General features: G+C 56.5%; 11 protein-coding genes and 1 riboswitch. Of the genes, 7 read left to right on the forward strand and 4 right to left on the reverse strand.

Annotation, left to right across the window (positions count from 1 at the left end; all coding sequences use genetic code 11):
• Window positions 1–207: 207 nt before the first annotated feature.
• The 3 genes from AC0YNX_RS27030 to AC0YNX_RS27040 form a co-directional block, all read right to left on the reverse strand.
• Window positions 208–1,986, reverse strand: coding sequence for an ABC transporter ATP-binding protein (locus AC0YNX_RS27030; protein WP_475818814.1), 1,779 nt, complete (start codon window positions 1,984–1,986; stop codon window positions 208–210).
• Window positions 1,983–3,749 (reverse strand): ABC transporter ATP-binding protein, encoded by a 1,767-nt coding sequence (locus AC0YNX_RS27035; protein WP_475818815.1) that lies wholly within the window; start codon window positions 3,747–3,749, stop codon window positions 1,983–1,985. Before AC0YNX_RS27035 ends, AC0YNX_RS27030 begins: the two co-directional genes overlap by 4 nt.
• A gap of 149 nt (window positions 3,750–3,898) precedes the next feature.
• Complete coding sequence (locus tag AC0YNX_RS27040; protein WP_475818816.1) at window positions 3,899–4,423, reverse strand: YwhD family protein; 525 nt, start codon at window positions 4,421–4,423, stop codon at window positions 3,899–3,901.
• Window positions 4,424–4,584: 161 nt separating this feature from the next.
• Between AC0YNX_RS27040 and AC0YNX_RS27045 the strand changes: the two genes are divergently transcribed.
• The 3 genes from AC0YNX_RS27045 (at window position 4,585) to AC0YNX_RS27055 (ending at window position 8,450) form a co-directional block, all read left to right on the forward strand.
• On the forward strand, window positions 4,585–6,591 hold the full coding sequence (locus tag AC0YNX_RS27045; protein WP_475818817.1) for a M1 family metallopeptidase: 2,007 nt from the start codon (window positions 4,585–4,587) through the stop codon (window positions 6,589–6,591).
• Window positions 6,592–6,619: 28 nt separating this feature from the next.
• Window positions 6,620–7,438 (forward strand): hypothetical protein, encoded by an 819-nt coding sequence (locus tag AC0YNX_RS27050; protein ID WP_475818818.1) that lies wholly within the window; start codon window positions 6,620–6,622, stop codon window positions 7,436–7,438.
• A gap of 345 nt (window positions 7,439–7,783) precedes the next feature.
• Window positions 7,784–7,948, forward strand: a riboswitch (cyclic di-AMP (ydaO/yuaA leader).
• 4 nt (window positions 7,949–7,952) lie between these two features.
• Window positions 7,953–8,450 (forward strand): C40 family peptidase, encoded by a 498-nt coding sequence (locus AC0YNX_RS27055; RefSeq protein WP_475818819.1) that lies wholly within the window; start codon window positions 7,953–7,955, stop codon window positions 8,448–8,450.
• 290 nt (window positions 8,451–8,740) lie between these two features.
• Here AC0YNX_RS27055 and AC0YNX_RS27060 read toward each other — a convergent pair whose 3' ends face one another.
• Entirely contained in the window at window positions 8,741–9,160 is a 420-nt protein-coding gene (locus AC0YNX_RS27060) for a hypothetical protein (protein WP_475818820.1), read from the reverse strand.
• A gap of 233 nt (window positions 9,161–9,393) precedes the next feature.
• On the opposite strand from AC0YNX_RS27060, the gene AC0YNX_RS27065 reads away from it, so the two are divergent.
• From AC0YNX_RS27065 to AC0YNX_RS27080, 4 genes are all read left to right on the forward strand, one after another.
• Window positions 9,394–14,031, forward strand: a complete 4,638-nt coding sequence (locus AC0YNX_RS27065; protein ID WP_475818821.1) for a DEAD/DEAH box helicase — start codon at window positions 9,394–9,396, stop codon at window positions 14,029–14,031.
• A gap of 459 nt (window positions 14,032–14,490) precedes the next feature.
• Window positions 14,491–15,732 (forward strand): MFS transporter, encoded by a 1,242-nt coding sequence (locus AC0YNX_RS27070; RefSeq protein WP_475818822.1) that lies wholly within the window; start codon window positions 14,491–14,493, stop codon window positions 15,730–15,732.
• Window positions 15,733–15,750: 18 nt separating this feature from the next.
• Window positions 15,751–16,722, forward strand: a complete 972-nt coding sequence (locus AC0YNX_RS27075; RefSeq protein WP_475818823.1) for an acetylxylan esterase — start codon at window positions 15,751–15,753, stop codon at window positions 16,720–16,722.
• A 184-nt stretch (window positions 16,723–16,906) separates the two neighbouring features.
• Complete coding sequence (locus tag AC0YNX_RS27080; protein ID WP_475818824.1) at window positions 16,907–17,404, forward strand: DUF5946 family protein; 498 nt, start codon at window positions 16,907–16,909, stop codon at window positions 17,402–17,404.
• Window positions 17,405–17,419: the final 15 nt, after the last annotated feature.

The following is a 17,419-nucleotide window of genomic DNA, read 5'->3' on the forward strand; positions in this document are numbered from 1 at the left end:
AACACATACGTGCTCTCAGCATTTGAAACACGCCGAATGTTGGCTGAGAGAGCATATATGTGCTCTCAACGCCGAAAACCAACCAACTAACCTTTATTCTGACGCTCCCCGAGAGCGGGTTCCCCTCTCTCACTCACCATTTTCACGGTTTTCTCGCTCGAGAGAGGCTTTTCCCGCTCTCACTCACCGCACCACACACCTAGCACCCTACCCCTTCGCGCGCTCATCCCCGCTCCATAGCTCCTGGAACGTGGCATTCTCGCGAAGCAGCTGCTCGGCGGTACCCTCCGCTTCGATGCGGCCGTCTTTCATGACGATAATGTGATCGGCATGCGTCAATGCCGCACGGCGGTGCGAGACCACAAGGCAGGTTGCGTCGCCCCTGCTCTTGAATAGCCGCTCCCACAGCTTCTGCTCCGTCTCGACGTCGAGCGCGCTGGAGAGATCGTCGAACACATACAGCTGCGCATCGCGCACGAGCATGCGCGCTGCCGCCGTTCGCTGCATCTGGCCGCCGGATAGCTTCACGCCGCGCGGGCCGATCATCGTCTCCAGCCCCTGCTGGAGATGCTCGATATCGTACTCCATCACCGCTGCGTGGATCGCTTGCTCAAGAGAGCCATTCTCTTCCCGCTGCCCGAGCAGAATATTATTGCGCAGCGTGTCGCTGTACATCCGCGGAATCTGCGCGGAGTACGCGCTCTTCGCCGGCGTGAAGAACGTCGCCGGGTCTTCGACCACCCGGCCATTCCACTTGATCGTACCTTCATCCTTCGGCAGCAGGCCGAGCAGCGTACGAACGAGCGTCGTCTTGCCGGAGCCGATCGTGCCCGTCACTACCGTGAACGAGCCGCCCTTCAGCTGCAGCCGTACATCTTCAATGCCTCGGCCCGTCTCCGGGAACCGGTACGACAAACCGGACACTTCCAAATTGCGAAGTGGTGGAGTATTCTCCACTGCAGAAGATCCATGCCCCTCAGACGATTCCCGTCCTTCGCGCAAATACAGCGTATCCTTCAGCGTCAGCAACTTAGCAGGCGCACCTTGAAGCAGTGCCATTAGCCGACTCAACGCGACGCCCATCTGCTTGAAGTGCGTAATAAACGTGCCCACATTCGTAATAATGCTCGTGATGAACGTCAAATAGTAGACGAACAGCGAGAAATCGCCAATCGTAAACGAACCGGACTGCATCTTCTGACCGGCGACCAGCAAGATTAGGCCCGTCCCGAGATTGACCGTGTTCGTGAAGATGGCATCGAGCACCGAGCCCATCATCTTATCCTTCAACATCGTGCGGCGGCGGTCGTCATTGAACCTCCTGAACCGTTCAATAACACGCTCCTCCGCGCCTGCCACTTGAATCGCCTGCACATTGCTGAACATCTCGCTGATCGCGCCGGTTACGCGCGAGGTTGACTCACGGCTGGCGGCACGATACTTCTGCAGACGCGACGTCGACAGCTGTGCGACTGTTACCACAATGACCAGCGGCAAGAACACTAGCAGCGTCATCTGCAAGTCGATACCGACAAGAATATAGCTCGACACCGCTGCGAAGCAGGTTAAGCCGAACACGTCGACAGACCAGCTTGCCGCTTCTTCGGACTGATCGACATCGTCGCGGAAGTGGCTTATCGCCTCGCCCGGCGAGACAGGAATGGCGCGAGCGCCGGGCTGCTTCAGGATATGCTGCAGCAAATTGCGGCGAAGCATCATACCCATGCGGAAGCGGAAATTCACATCGGTTATGAAACCGACGAACAGCACCATGACGCGCGCAGCCGATGCACCCAGAAGAAGCGCAATAATGCCCCAAGTGCCGAGCTTCAGCGTGTCACTGCCGGTGAGCGAGTCGAAGAACTCTTTTGTAATAAGACCCGGCACAATCGGCACTAGATAAATAATCGTCCAAGCCAGCGCGTTGAATACATAAAGCGTTGTCCGGTATGTAATAAGCCGTATCAGATATTGAAAAGTCGTCATGCGAGCACCTCCTCGAGCCCTGTCACCAGCATCGTGCTGAAGCGCGACGAAGGATCGGCGGCGAGCGCCGTCCGGCTGCCATATTCAATGACGCGGCCATTCTCCAGAATGAGGATTTTATCTGCACGCTGCACGGTCGCCAGCCGGTGCGCAATAATAATGCAGGAACGATTCGTGAGCAGCTTGCTAATCGCCTCTTCAATTCGCTGCTCTGTGAGCGGATCGAGCCGTGATGAAGCTTCATCCATAATCACGAGCCCCGGATCGGTCAGGAACACCCTCGCAAAAGCAAGCAATTGCGCCTCCCCTGCCGACAAAGAACCGCCACCCGAAGCGAGCCTCGTATCGAGTCCTTCAGGCATCGACGCGTACCAACTCTCAAGGCCGAGCTGTTCCAGCACTTCCACAATCCGCTCATCGCGAATCGAATCATCGTAGAACGTCAAGTTGTCCCGTATGGTTCCTTCAATAATCTCGATATTCTGCGTAACGAGCGTCACGCGTTTGCGCAGCTGGCTCAGCTTCAGCTGCCGAATGTCCGTCTCCCCCAGCGAAATCGCGCCTTCCTGCGGATCATAGAACCGCAGCAGCAGGCGGGCCAGCGTCGACTTTCCACTCCCCGTCCGTCCGAGCAACCCCAGAACTTCGCCCGGTTGGAGCTGGATCGCCAAGCTGTCCAGTGTCGGCTCCCCATCGCTATCCTCATAGCGGAACGTGACATCGTCGAACTTCACGGCAAGAGAGCCTGCCGGCAGCGTCGCACCTGGACCGTCCACAATCGCGGAACGCGTCTCGAACAAAGCACGGATACGGGTGATGCTCGCATCAGCCTTTTGCAAATCCTCCATTTGCGATCGGATCTTCTCAATGGGTTTCGCCAGCAGCTCTGTATAATAGAAGATCAAATAAACGGTCCCAATTGTAATGGAACCCTCCTTCCATAAATACGCACTGATCGCGAACGCCAGCGCATTGCCGAATGCAAACACCATAATCGTCGTGCTCCACATGGAGGCAAAGCCGAGGAACGCCTTAATCCGAAGCGGCAGCATGACTCGCAGCATCGCATAGAAACGGCCCATCACATAGCCGGATGCACCATTCGCACGGATGTCCTCCGTCCCTTCCAGCTGCTCACCGATAAATCCGTACATCTCTGCATTCGCCTGCCGCCAATGCGTCCAGAGCGGCGAAGCGATCTTGCGGATACGCTGAATAACGAATATTGCGGCAATGACGAACACGGTCATCCCCGTGCCGATCAGCCAGCTCTCCCGGAACAGCAGCACGAGAATACCAATCATGAGCAGCGCATTCCCGACGAGGTTAATAATCATGCTTGAGAAGAAATTCGCCAGCGCGTTCACATCTCCGTCGACCCGCTCGATAATGGCACCGGATGTATGAGACTTGTGGAAAGGCATATCCAGCGACAGACAGTGCGAGGCCAGATCGCCGCGAAGCACATTCGTCGTCTTCCACCCGACATTCTCGCTGAAATACGTGGCAATGACCGAAACAATCCCTTGGACCACCGAGAAAGCAATAAACAAGCAAGCAGCAAGAAGCAGCGGCTGGAGATCTGCCTCCGACTGCGCTTTATCAATGAAGAAGCGAATGATTTGCGGATTGACGAGCTGCAGCGCGGTGGAGAGAATAAGCAGCACTGTAAGTCCAATAAGAGTTCGTTTCTGCGGCAGCAGATAGCGCTTCAGCAGTTCGCCGTAATGGTTACGCGAAGCTGTGCGCTTCTCACTAGTCAATGGAAGTCCTCCTTTTTACAGAACAAGCGTTCTTGTATTATGACTATATCACAATCACAGTATCCATAATAGGGAAAAATCCCCTAAACAAAAGACCGCCCCATCCTTCTCACTTAAGAGACGGTGAAGCGGCCCTATCATCATGACTGCTATACTTCGAGAGCTTCCTTCAGCTTATCCGGCGAGCGGTCCCACCACTCCGGATTGTTTGTGACAAGCAGGTTCTTCAGTGCCCGCTTCTCATCCACGCCAAGCTCATCGAGTACGTAACGGCGTTTGATCGCATAGTCGAGGTTGTTCACATGCTGCGCAAGGATCTTCCAGCCTCTGCGCGCCTCGGTATCGATCAACATTGGACATGCTGTCGCCCCTGCGTAGCTTGCGCCATCCTCCGTGCGCTCAACCGCTACCCAAACGATCCAGCACAAGCGGCCATTCGGCACATCTTCCTTGTTCGTGCTGAACTTGATGCCGCGTTCCACTTTGCTCTTGGCATGCATCGCACCCACATCGATGTACGCCTCGCCGTTATCAATGATGACACAGGACACCGCGCTCAGGTCGATTGTCCCCGCTCCAAATCCTTTATGTTCCTTGTTGCTCACCACGTTCAAAGAAAGGGACTTCTTCTCTTTCTTCTCCGGCGGCTGCTGCGTATTATCTTGTTCGCTCACGGTCCTTCTCAACTCCCTTTCCAGCTTACAAACACCCTCGAATTCCACGTCCGGCGCGGCTTCACACGCCTGTCCGTACATTAATTCCATTTTAGCTAATAATCTCGGAAAAGCAAACATATACATGCTGTAGATGCTTGTCAACGGGAGGGAATGTTTCAATGAATCTGGGTCGCGCCAAACGATTTCTACTCTTTGCCCTCGCCGCCGTGCTGATCGGGATAACGGCACAGCAAGGGTTCGGGGATGCTTGGGTCTCACACTATATATATGCCTCCGCTCCTGCTCCCGCCAAGAAAGAACCGCCGCCCAAGCCGGCAGCTCCGCCAGCTGCACCAGAACCCGATATCGTGATGCAGCCGAAGCCGGTTGCGCTCAGCAAACGGGTCACGGAGTATCACATTAATGTGAACCTCCAGGAAGATACGCATATGCTCACCGGCGAGCAGACTTTAACTTGGACAAACCCTGGCAAGCTGCCGGTGTCCGAGCTGTACTTCCACCTGTATCCAAACGCCTTCCGCTCCAAAGACACAACGTTCATGCGGGAGTCCGGCGGCCAGCTACGTAACGATAAAGCGACTGTGGACAGCATCGGCTACATGAACCTGCTTTCTCTCGAGACAACAGAAGGGTACAGCCTGCTGCCGCGCCTCCACTACGTGCAGCCCGATGACGGCAATACGAATGACTTAACGCTGGCCAAGCTCCGCTTGCCCGCCGTAGTCGCCCCCGGCAAAAGCGTAACGCTACGAATGAAGTTCGAGGTGAAGCTGCCTGAAGTGTTCGCGCGCATGGGTTATGCGGGCAACTTCGTAATGGCGGGGCAGTGGTTCCCGAAGCTCGCCGTATACGAAACAGCCGGCACACGCGGACGAGCTGCCGAAGGCTGGAATATTCATCAGTATCACGGCAACTCGGAGTTCTATAGTGATTTTGGCATCTACAGTGTCAAAATCAACGTTCCGAGCAGCTACAAAGTAGCCGCCACCGGCTTCCAGACCAAAGCATCCGTTGTCGCAGACGGACGCAAGACGTATCAATTCTACGCCGATGATGTGCACGACTTCGGCTGGTCGGCTTCGCCGGACTTCGTCTATGCCGAGGAGCCGTTCTCGACGGAAGGCGTCCCTGGCGTAAGGATCAAGCTCTACCTTGATCCGCAGCATGCGAAGTTCAAGGACCGCTACATGCATGCAGCCAAGTCCGCGCTCTCCAAGTACGCGCAGTGGTACGGTGCTTACCCGTACTCCACGCTCTCTGTCGTCGTACCGCCGAAGGGTGGCAACGGTGCGGGCGGCATGGAATATCCGACGCTGATTACGGCTTTTGCCGCGGATAACGACAATCCAGGCTATGATCTGGAGCGGACCGTCGTCCATGAGATCGGACATCAATACTGGTACGGCATGGTCGCCTCCAATGAATTCGAGGAAGCTTGGCTCGACGAAGGCTTCACGTCCTATGCAGAGGACAAAGTGATGGAGAGCGAATACGGCGTAGAGCCGAACCTTCCGGTGGAATCGAGCTACATGACCGATCCTGCGCCGCTGAAGCAACTTTCGTGGTCGTACCACAGCAACAATCACTATGCCGAAAATGTGTACATGCGCGCCAAACTCGTCCTCTACGGCATCGAGAAACAGGTCGGCGCCCAGACGATGCGCAAGATCATGCGCACCTACTTCCAGAAGTATAAATTCAAGCACCCATCAACTGCTGACTTCCAGAAGGTCGTCGAAACGGTCACGAAGAAAAAGTGGAACGATTACTTCAGCCACTTCGTCTACGGCAGCGATATGTCGGATTACTCGGTTGCTTCCATTCATGTGCGTCCCGTCAAGCAGGAGGGCAAGACGCAGTACGAATCGGTTGTGCTCATCAAGAAGACAGGCGGCAGCTTCGGCCCTGTGACGGTGGTGTTCCATTTTGCCGACGGTACGATCATGCCGAAAGTATGGGATGGTCAACAGGATCATATCCAGTACAAACTCGTTCATTCCTCCAAGCTCGTCTGGGCGGCGGTGGACCCTCAGCACGACAATGTGCTCGACAATAAACATATCAACAACTTTATGAAGGCTGATCTGACCGAGCAGACCCGCACCCGATGGAGCGTCGGCATCACCAAGCTGCTCGAGACGATATTCGCCTCACTCGCTTGGTAACGCCTTACTATGAAGGAGGTGAGCAGGAGTGAAAGCACATATTAAGCAAGGCTGGCGCCTGGCAATCAAGCACTTCTATATTATTATTATGCTATTTCTGTACGAGCTGATCTGGGGCTTCTTCCTCTACCGGACCATTGAAGGGATCGTCGTGCCTGTCTTGAAAAGGTTTCCCGATACGTACAGCAACGGCAGTCACGCGGTCCAGCTGTTCATGACCGAGGCCCAGTTCCAGCTGCTCAAGACGGATCTCATCCAGCCCTACGCTTGGCTGTTCTGCGGATTGCTGGCCGGGCGGATGCTCATCACGCCATTCCTCAACGCCGGCCTGTTCCATTCGCTGCATCATATGACAGATGAGGCCGGAACGAAGTTTCTAAGCGGCATCCGTAAAGCGTGGAAGCCCATCGCCCTGCTCTATCTCATCGAAACCGCGCTCACCCTGCTCCCTGCCATCTGGCTGCTACCGCGCGCACTGACGAAGCTGCTCGCAAGCAATTCGCTGCTCGAATTCGCTCAGCATGCAGGACCGTGGGCGGCCGCCTGGCTGGCATGGGCGGTGCTCATCCACCTGCTCTTCCTCACCATGCAGTTCGGAGCCGCCAGCGGCACTGGCACGCTCCGCTCTCTCTGGGGCGGCATCGTGAACTTCCTTCCTTTTGCCGGTATCTCGCTGCTCATGTGGGGCATCGGCGCCCTGCTGAGCATGACGATCGCCTCCGTATCGCTCATGTGGGCAGGCCTGTTCGCACTCATCCTGCATCAAGGCTATCAGATGTTGCGCACGATTATGAAGGTGTGGACGGTAGCCGCCCAGTATGATGTGTGGCAATCGAAGCAGGCTTAGATATTCATAAAGGCTGAGCAGGGACGAAACCTGCTCAGCCTTTTTTGCGTTCGCTTCGCTTCGAGTGCCTCTGCCAGTAGTGTCTCGGAGGTCAGTTAGTTAGCAAAGCCGGGAGCGCTCCAACCGACACCCCTCTCGCCCGCTCTCATATTTTTCTACAAGACAGTTCTCGCCATATTCTTCTCTAATTCGTTGAAGGAGGAATAAATGCCTATTAACCGCTCAATCCCAGGCCCCGCAACGAGTTAGAGCCCAAAAATGTTGCATTCTAATAATTTTAATTTGTGAACAACCTGTGAACTTGGAAGGAGAACCGAGAAAATGATCGAATACTTTTTCCTCGAAAAGAAAATTTTGCCGAATTCCCTTTCACGGGAAACGGGGGAACCATTCTGGGTGAATTGATCCCGACATTCGCACATCATGTACGGACGCGAATGCCAGAGGTGATCATAGGGAGCCTTCAACCGAACCCCACAGCTAACCTCGTAGGCACCGGAAGGAGTTTCCTGTTTTGAAAAAGATTTCCGCACTACTGATCGGTCTTGCGATGCTCTTACTAGTCCAAGCTGGAAGCGTTTTTGCAGATTCCAAAATGGATGGCGTCATCCAAGACGTGATTGGCACCCCGTATTCCTACACGGGAACAACGACGAAAGGGTTCGACTGCTCCGGATTTACCATGTACGTGTACGGTAAACTGGGCGTCAGCATTCCTCATGCATCCCGTTCGCAAGCACAGCTCGGCAAGAAAATCGCGAAAAGCGATTTGATTGAGGGCGATCTCGTATTTTTCAATACGACTGGCAAAGGAATCTCGCATGTCGGCATCTACGTTGGAGATGGCAAGTTTGCACACGCTTCTTCGAGCAAAGGTGTTACGATTAGCGCGCTTAGCGATTCCTACTATTCAAAACGCTATGTAACTGCACGCCGCGTTATGAGCCCGCAAACGTATGAAAAATACGCTGACGAGCCTTCTGATGAACCAGGCGATGGAGACTCCGATTAATTAGTACTTGCTTGCAAAAAACGAGTTCACCTCAGTTGAGGCGAGCTCGTTTTTTGTTTGTGCTCTACGTGTCTGTCGCTTGCATAGCTAACGGTCCGTAGAAGCCTTATTGATCCGAATATAGCGCTCAAAAAATTGTAACGGACCCAAGAAGCGCTATTCGAAGGTTTTGCAACCGAATCAGGCTAATTTCAGCGGAATAACGTTTCTGGGTTCCGTTAGATTCGAACATTGGCTTACCCGTGCCAAATAACGCGTCTGAGTTCCGTTAGCGTCCGCTCGATTCCAAATTAGCTGCGCTTGTAGCGAACCCACCAAAACGTGCGGCCGACCTGAACGTCGAGCGCAGTGGCGAGCGGTGCGAATAGATCATATAGTTCCACAGGCGAAGCGCAGCCCTCACTTCGGCGATCAGCCATCACAACCGTTGCACCAGCAGCGAGCCTCGCATGCCAATGCTGCAGGAAATGCGCCCGCTGCTGCGGCGATAATTCGCCTATGCAGAAACATGCAAGCCCGGCGTCGAATGTCTCCGAGAAAGCGACTAGCTCCTCTTGCCGGATTGCCTTCGATACCGGCGTCGTAAGCCTTGGCGATCGCGGTCCCGCAACCCTCAGCACCCGCCTGCCTGCAAGCGTATCCGTCATTGCATACTCCAGCTTTCTCCACTCTGCTCTGCGCATCTCTAAGCTGTCCCGCCATCTCGACATATAGCCGATACCTCCCGAGCTTATTTGGCTGCTGCTATTTTTCTAAATTCTATGTCGAATGTCCCTTAAACTGACCGGATATTTTTTTAGGCGAAACGGCTTTGAAGCTGACTAAAGAGGAATTAATTTACAAAAGATGAATAGTAGGATGATAGAATGGGAGAAACAGGTTAGTGGTAAACGACGAGTACGTCCTTATAAGCAAGTGAATAAAAAGGCAAAGGAGCTTCGCGATGCTACCTCCCTTCGCTTCGGCAGGGTTTCACCATACATTAGCAGGCTGGTTCGCACATAGCTTCGGCGAGCCTACCCCCGTGCAGCACGATGCTTGGGCTTCCATTATGCAAGATCAGCATACCCTAATTGCTGCGCCGACAGGCTCCGGCAAGACGCTTGCGGCACTGCTTCCGTGCATCAATCGGATCGCTCTTACAAAAGCCGATGCAGCTGCGCGTGGAGCCAGCCTCGCATCAGGCGTACGAGTGCTCTATATTACGCCGCTTAAAGCACTGAACAATGATATCCAGCACCATCTCGTCGGCTTTATGGATGAGATTGAGCGCTTCGCCGGCGAGCACAACCTCGAGTGGCCAGCCATCCGCTCCGCTGTGCGTACGGGCGACACGCCGTCGAGTGAGCGGGTCCGTATGGCGAAGCGCCCGCCGGACGTCCTCGTGACGACGCCGGAGTCGCTCTACTTGCTGCTGACCTCGGACAAGGGACGAGGGATGCTGGGCACGGTCGAGACGGTGATCGTCGACGAGATTCATAGCCTTGCAAGCGACAAGCGCGGCGCGCATCTGTCACTGTCGCTTGAGCGGCTGTCCGCGCTCGCGAAGCGCCCTGTGCAGCGCATCGGCGTGTCTGCGACGCAGAAGCCGCTGTCGCGAGTCGCGCGATTTCTTGGCGGCTGGGAGCTGCCGGGATTGGGCGGTGCTCGGGCGGCGGGGTCGCGTGATCGTGATGCAGTGAACGGCGATGCGGCGCCAAGCGACCTCGAAGAGCAGCCTGCGCATCCGCTTGGATATGCGCAGCGGCCTGTCGTCATCGTCGAGAGCGCGATGACGAAGCAGATGCAGGTCCGCGTGACGATGCCGGACCTGAGCCGCCCTGCGCGCACGCGCGACGGTGTATGGCAGCCCATCATCGAGAGGATGATGGCGCTGATGGACGGCGCGCGCTCCGCGCTCCTGTTCGTGAACAGCCGCCGCATGTGCGAGCGGCTCGTGCTGCGACTGAACGAGCACGCCGGCTATGAGATGGCGCGCGCCCATCACGGCAGCCTCGCGCGCGAGCGGCGGCTCGAAGTCGAGCGTATGCTGAAGGCGGGCGAGCTGCGCTGCCTCGTCGCCACCTCCTCGCTCGAGCTCGGCATTGACGTCGGGCACGTCGACCTCGTGATTCAGGTCGACTCGCCCAAAGCCGCCGCAGCCGGCATTCAGCGCATCGGGCGCGCGGGCCATGCCGTCGGAGATATCAGCCGCGGCTATATCGTGACGCGGCAGCGCAGCGAGCTGCCGGAAGCCGCGGTGCTCTGCCGCGACATCGCAAGGCGCGACATTGAAGCGATTGTCCTGCCGCATGAGCCGCTCGATGTGCTGTCGCAGCAGATGACCTCGATAGTCGCCGCCACTGATATATCGGTGGGCGAGCTTCACCGGCTCATTGCGGGCAGCGAATGCTACCGGAATTTCCCGCGCGAGCGGATGGAAGCAGCGCTGAAGGTGCTGACGGGATTTTACCCTTTTGCCCGCCCGCTCATGGATTGGGACCGCATCGCAGATCGGCTGCATAAACGCGCCAATACGGCGATGGCTGCCGTTACAGGCGCAGGCACGATACCTTCAAGCGCCAACTATCCGGTACATCACCTTGACAGCCGCGCGCTGCTCGGTGAACTCGACGAAGAATATATCTCAGAGAGCCGCGCCGGCGATGTGTTTCAGCTTGGCACGAGCTCGTGGATGATTAGTCGCATCGACAATGACCGTGTCTATGTCAAGGAAGCTCCGAACCGTTTCAGTGAAATTCCGTTCTGGAACGCAGAGGCAAACGGCAGAAGCTACGAGATAGGCATCCAGCTCGGCGAGTTTCTGGAGGAACTAGCGACGGTGCGGCTTGCGCTTCAATTGGAGGATGATGGGCAAGCTTGGGAACGCGAGCAAGCTGCAATCGCTTGGCTTGATACCGAGTACGGGCTTGATTCCTATGCCGCATCCGAGCTGATTGATCTCATTCACGCACAGCATCGAGCACTCGGAGTGCCGACGTCACGGCGAATCATTATCGAACATTATCGGGACCTCATGAACCAGACCCGAATCATTATACATAATCCGTATGGGCGGCGTCTGAACCGGACATGGCTGCTTGCTATTCAGCGGCAATTTCAGCGGCTGCTCCCTTACAGTGTCTACGGCAATGCCAAAGATAACGGCATTGAGTTGGTCGTGCCGGAATGGGATGCTTCATGGCTGCAGACGCTGTGGCAAACCACATCTGCGAGCGTGGAGTCTCTGCTTACAGAGGCGATTACGGGCTCTCCGCTGCTTGCGATCGCTTTTCGCCGGATTGCAGAGACATCGCTGCTGCTCTCGCGCAGCTTCACGCGTACGCCAATGTGGCAGAAACGGTTCCGCAGCGAGGAACTGCTGAAGCAGTCGCTTCCTTATGCGGAGCAGTTCCCTTACTTGCAGGAGGCGATGAGGGAATGCTTGCATGAGTATCTCGATACGAAGGGGCTCAAGCGGATGCTCGATGGCATCGCTTCTGGGGATATTGAGGCGCTGGTTAAGGAATCGCAGGCACCTTCTCCTTTTGCCGTGCAGTTCCTGGCCGACTACGCCAACTCCTTGCTGTATGAGGGTGACGGTGTTAGCGAGGCGACCCAGCTGCAGCTCCTCAGTATCAGCAAGTCGCTCGCGGGGCAGCTGTTCGGCGAGGAAACCGTGCAGCGGGCAGTCGATCCCGCTATTGCCCGGACGGAGCAAGACCGGCTCGATGCCGGCCAGCTCATGCCCGCGAGCGCCGATGAGCTGTACACGCTGCTCAAGCGGCGCGGCGACATGAGCGAGGATGAGCTTGTTGCTGTCGCGGGCGGAGAGGCCACCGAATGGCTGCAGCTGCTCGCGGGGAGCGAGCGCGTCGTGCTGTTGCCGATGGGCGGCGGCTTGGAGCGCTGGATTTGCGCCGAGGAACGTGAGCTGTACGCCGAGTTCCCGCAGAGCGAGCGCGCTATTGCCTTCGTTGCCGGGCGCTTCGCGGAGCATCGGATTTCGTTCACCGAAGCAGATTTGCGGGAACGGTATCCAAGCTTGAACGCAGGCGAAGCGGCGCATGTCGCCGACGTGCTGCTTGCGCTTGACCGGACCGAGCTCGCGCCATTCGCCGAGAGCAGCCAGGAGCGGATATGGACGAGCCATCAAGTGGCGAAGCGGCTCATTCGGTTAACGCTGGAGCAAGCGCGCAAACAAGCCGAGCCGGTTGACCCGATCCGTTGGTGCGCGCATATGTCGTCGCTCCAACATGCTCTGTCCGGTACGCAGCTCAGTGGCATCGACGGATTGCGCATTGTGATAGAGCGGCTGCAGGGCTTCTTCCTCCCTGCCTCGCACTGGGAATCGCTTATCTTTCCGGCTCGCGTAACGGGCTATCGGAAAGAAGATCTGGATCTGTTATGCGCAACAGGCGAGGTGATCTGGCTTGGCCGCAAGGAAGAGTCGGAGAAAGAAGGCAAGATCGCCTTCTTCCTCACCGAATCGAAACCTCTGTATGCGCCGATCATCGCGCAATCCGTCGCTGCATGGACGGCTTCCGGCACGAAGCACCCGCAGCTGCTCGGGCTGCTTCAGGATGGTGGCGCCAGCTTCCTGACTCGGCTTAGCCGCGACTACGGCAAAGTCCCTTCCGAGCTGTTGGAGGAGCTGCTCGAGCTCGTCTGGGAAGGCGCAGTCTCGAACGACCAGTTCGCGCCGCTGCGCCTGCAGCTGCTTACGAAGGGCAAGCAGCTCGCGCGGACCGGCTCCGGCCTTGGGCGCTGGTACTGGACGGGCTCGCTCGCCGATCCATCAGACCCGGTGGGCGGTGCCGCCCGCAATGCCTCAGCCGGCAGCGCTGGGCGCGGTGCGGCTGAAGTGTCAGCCCTGGGCGGCGATGTTCAAGCCAGCGACAACACCGCCCACACGCTGGGCGCCGCCGAGCTGCGCGCTGTTACCTCAGATGTATCAGAGTCGGCGCTGCACTGGACGCAGCATCTGCTGGACAGCTTCGGCATCGTGTCCAAGGAGCTTGTGCAGCAGCTGTCCCCCTTCAGCTGGGATGAGCTTCTCCAAGTGCTGAAGCAGCTCGAGCAGTGGGGCGTCGTCACTCGCGGCTTGCTCGTAGAGGGCGTGCAGACGCTGCAGTTTGCACGGCGCGAGCATATTGATCTGGTTCGCCAGCCTATGATTAATCAAGATAGCGATACGATTACTGTGCTGGCCTCGACCGACCCTGCCAACCCATTCGGTCTCGCCTCCGGTTGGCCTACCGCGGGCAAAGGCACCGGCTTCGCTCGCAAAAGCGGCAACTTCCTTGTTCTCCAACATGGCCGCTGGCGGTACTGGCTGGAGAATAACGGACGGAACATTGTGGAACTGCCACAGACCAGCGACAGCTCCGATGGAGAGTTAGCTTTGCCCTCCGAGGACGACACAGCTCCGCTGAAGGAAATCTTCCGTACGCTGCTTCGCCAGCAGAAGCTGAGCAAGATCAAGATCGACCGCTGGAACGGCGAGCCCATCACCGAGTCCGCGGCTGCTGAGACGTTGCGGGCGCTGGGCGCCGAGCGTGACAATCGCTCGCTCGTCCTGTGGCCGAGTAATCTGCGATAAACAGTTGAACCCGTGCTGGAGAGCGCGGGTTTTTTTGCAGCCCAAGCAGGGCTAACGGAACCTAGAAGCGTTATTCACCACCAAAGTGCATCATTGGGGAGTGTTTGACTGTAATAAGGTTACTGGAGTCCGTTACAATTTCAAAAGCCCGATTTCTCGCCAAATAAGCGCTTTACGTTCCGTTAGAAGGCGCGGAGCGGTTGTTAGTGGGCAGAGTGCGGGCGGTGTTTGACCAATACAGTTTGCGGTTGCGCAGAATGCAGGCGGTGTTTGGGCAGTACAGTTCGAAAGACTCCCCGCACCGCAATAACTGACTTTCCCTATCGTCCCTCATAACTAATTATGTTATGGTGAAGACAGTCTGTTCGGGGTATCTATTTTCATCATAGAGATTTCAAATGTCTCTCCTGTCTTTACCATCATCCCAGCAATCCAGTCATTCCAGTGAGGAGAAGTGAAATGTTACGGCTTGTCATCTTAGGCTGCATCGCCTATCTGGTCACCGGGCTTGGCCAGCTCGTTATCGGCTCGGTCATGGAACCGATGGTCCACGCTTACGGAATTGAATACAGCGACGGCGGACAGCTCGTTATGCACCAGTTCATGGGCGGCATGGTGGGCATTCTGTTCGCGCCATGGCTCATGGCCAAACGCGGCAAAAAGTTCGTGCTGCTGCTTTCTATCGCCTTCATCATCATTCCTGAATTTCTCTATGCCCTGCTCCCGCCTTGGAGCGTCATGCTGACAATTGCTCCTTTTGCCGGCGTTGGCCTTGGCATGACGGAAGCAGTCGTAGGCTCGCTCATCATTGGCTACTCGGGGGAGAAAGCCAATACGGCAATGAGCCGCGTCGAAACATTCTTCGGTGTCGGTGCACTGATTATCCCGTTCGCCGGCGCAGCGCTGATCGCAGCAGGTTTGTGGAAGCTGTCTTTCAGCTTCGTCGCCGTCCTCTCTGTCATCGCATTCGTGCTGTGGCTCATCTGGTGGCCCAAGCTGCTTGACCGTCCGCCAGCATCTGCTGCGGCAGAAACGGCTGCCACTGCCAACCATGACACGCAAGCGTTAGCGGGCAACAAGAAGAGCTCGAAGCTGCAGATGCGCGTCATGCTCGCCTCCTGCGCGCTGTTCTTCTTCGTCTACGTCGGGCTGGAGATGAGCTATGTTAACTACTTGCCTTCGCTGCTCGTCAACACGAACAACTTGCCCGAATCGTCCGCTACACTCGCCATCAGCTTGTTCTGGGGCGCTATGGTTATCGGGCGGCTGATCTCCGGCCAGATTGCCGATCGGATCGGCGGTGCGATGTACCTGATCGTCACCTGCTGCGTATCGGCGATACTGTTCGTGCTGATGACCCTCTTTACCGGCGCAGTTGCGGCATTCTTGCTTGCTTTTGCCGTCGGCTTCATGATGTCCGGCATGTTCGCCATCGCACTCGTATTCGCCAACCGGGCAACGCCCGGCATGACGGAACGGACAACAAGCCTGCTCATGGCATGCGGCGGTATTGGCGGAGGGCTGCTGCCCAAGGGAACCGGCTGGTTTCTCGACCAGCACGGACCGGATTCGGTGCGCTGGCTGTTCGCTGGAACAGCTCTGCTGTTGCTGGCAGTTATGCTGTGGGCAGCTACTACGGCCCGTAAACAAGCTACTTCTGCAAACAGATCACAACAAGCAATCACTCAATCTTTCCACTAGTTAGGAGGGCCTCATACGATGACGATTAATCACGCCATTACACGCCGCGGACGCGAGCTTCAGCAACATACAGCGGAGCTTACCATTGACCCTGCACAGCTTGACGCCTTCTGGGAAAGAGCGCTGCAAGCTTATGAGAATAAGCCGCTCGGCATTCAGCGCGAGCGGCAGGAGTCTCCTTTTCCCCATATTACGATCGACAAACTAACCTACAGAGGCTATGACGATACGCCGATTCACGGCTGGTTTATCGTTCCGCATGCGCCTGACTCAGCCACTACAGCATCCTATCCGACCATCGTCACTTTCCCAGGCTACACCGACGATCGAGGCTACCCCGAGCGCTACGCGCAGTGGCTGCTGCTCGGTTACGCGGTGTTTGCTGTCGACGTGCGCGGTCAAGGTGGCGAGACCGGCAACCATATGCCGGAGCAATCTGGCTCCATCAAAGGCTGGGTGTCCAGCAACCTGCTCGTGCCTGAAGGCTCCTACTATCATGCCCTTGCAATCGACGTCGTGCGCGCAGTCGATGCGGCAGCGGCGCAGCCGGAAGTCGACACTACAAGGCTTGCTACTGTCGGCGGCAGCCAAGGCGGCGGCCTTGCACTCATCTCGGCTGCGCTTAATCCCAAGGTAACCGCCATCGTCGCGGACATCCCGAATATGTGCAACATGGACCATGGCGTGCTGCATTCGAGCAGCTCGCTCGCAGAGATCGCCCATCATCTAAAGCGTTATCCAGAGCGGACTGAAGAGGTGCTGCACACGCTCGCCCACTACGACATGCTGAATCTCGCTTCGCGCATTCACGTGCCTGTGCTGATGTCGGTCGGCTGGAAGGACAGCGTCTGTCTACCGGAGACGATCTACGCAGTCTACAACCGGATTACGTCCGAGAAAATCATCTACGACTATCCGTTCAGCGGACATGAAGTGAGCGAGTATCACAATAGGGAGCGAATTGCTTTTCTACAGAAGCATTTTAGCTAAATTTTGTAAAAGTAACCCGTGCATAACCTATCCTCGTCCGCTATAATCGAATTAAATAAGTTTCATAGATCGGTTATGAGAATCCAGAAGAGCCTCTTCGTTTCGCTGCATGTAAACTGCCGGAAACTGAGGTTCTTTTGTTCTATTTGGCATAATAGACTCACTTTAGGGAGGCGGTATGTCCATGAAACAATCGATCGTCAAATGTCCAGGGTGCGGCTTGCTTCTCCCGAACCAGTACTTCGCCGAACCGGCGCGCTTCCATGCCTCGGGCGAGTGCAATGAGCTGTACAACCAACTGTCGTTCTACACTACGTCGCACGGCAAGCCGGAGTTTATCCATCAGCTCGCGCTGGATTGCTACGGTGCCCAGCATTCCGGCGGCATCTCCAAGCCGATCACGACCGCATTCTCGCTCATTGGGCTTTACCTGGTGGAAGAGCACGGCTTCACCGGCAAACAGGTGCAGCAGGTACACATGACGCTCGGCCGCAGCCAATCCTCCTGGCCGGAGCTTGTCCCGCCGAAAGCAAGCGCACCTGTTACGGTGCAGGATGTGCTGAATGCTGAAGCAGGTGAAGCGCGGGACGCCATGATTCGTACATGGGTGAGCGCAGTATGGGCCAGCTGGGCGCACGCCCACGACTGGGTGAAGGATGCCGCGAAGCCGTTCATTCAATAACAGAAGGTCACTTAC

The sequence above is a fragment of the Paenibacillus sp. J31R98 genome, assembly GCF_056269245.1.

Coding starts and splice junctions, on each gene's coding strand:
- AC0YNX_RS27030 (WP_475818814.1), bottom strand. CDS start 1,986: ATGACGACTTTTCAATATCTGATACGGCTTATTACATACCGGACAACG.
- AC0YNX_RS27045 (WP_475818817.1), top strand. CDS start 4,585: ATGAATCTGGGTCGCGCCAAACGATTTCTACTCTTTGCCCTCGCCGCC.
- AC0YNX_RS27060 (WP_475818820.1), bottom strand. CDS start 9,160: ATGTCGAGATGGCGGGACAGCTTAGAGATGCGCAGAGCAGAGTGGAGA.
- AC0YNX_RS27065 (WP_475818821.1), top strand. CDS start 9,394: ATGCTACCTCCCTTCGCTTCGGCAGGGTTTCACCATACATTAGCAGGC.
- AC0YNX_RS27070 (WP_475818822.1), top strand. CDS start 14,491: ATGTTACGGCTTGTCATCTTAGGCTGCATCGCCTATCTGGTCACCGGG.
- AC0YNX_RS27075 (WP_475818823.1), top strand. CDS start 15,751: ATGACGATTAATCACGCCATTACACGCCGCGGACGCGAGCTTCAGCAA.
- AC0YNX_RS27080 (WP_475818824.1), top strand. CDS start 16,907: ATGAAACAATCGATCGTCAAATGTCCAGGGTGCGGCTTGCTTCTCCCG.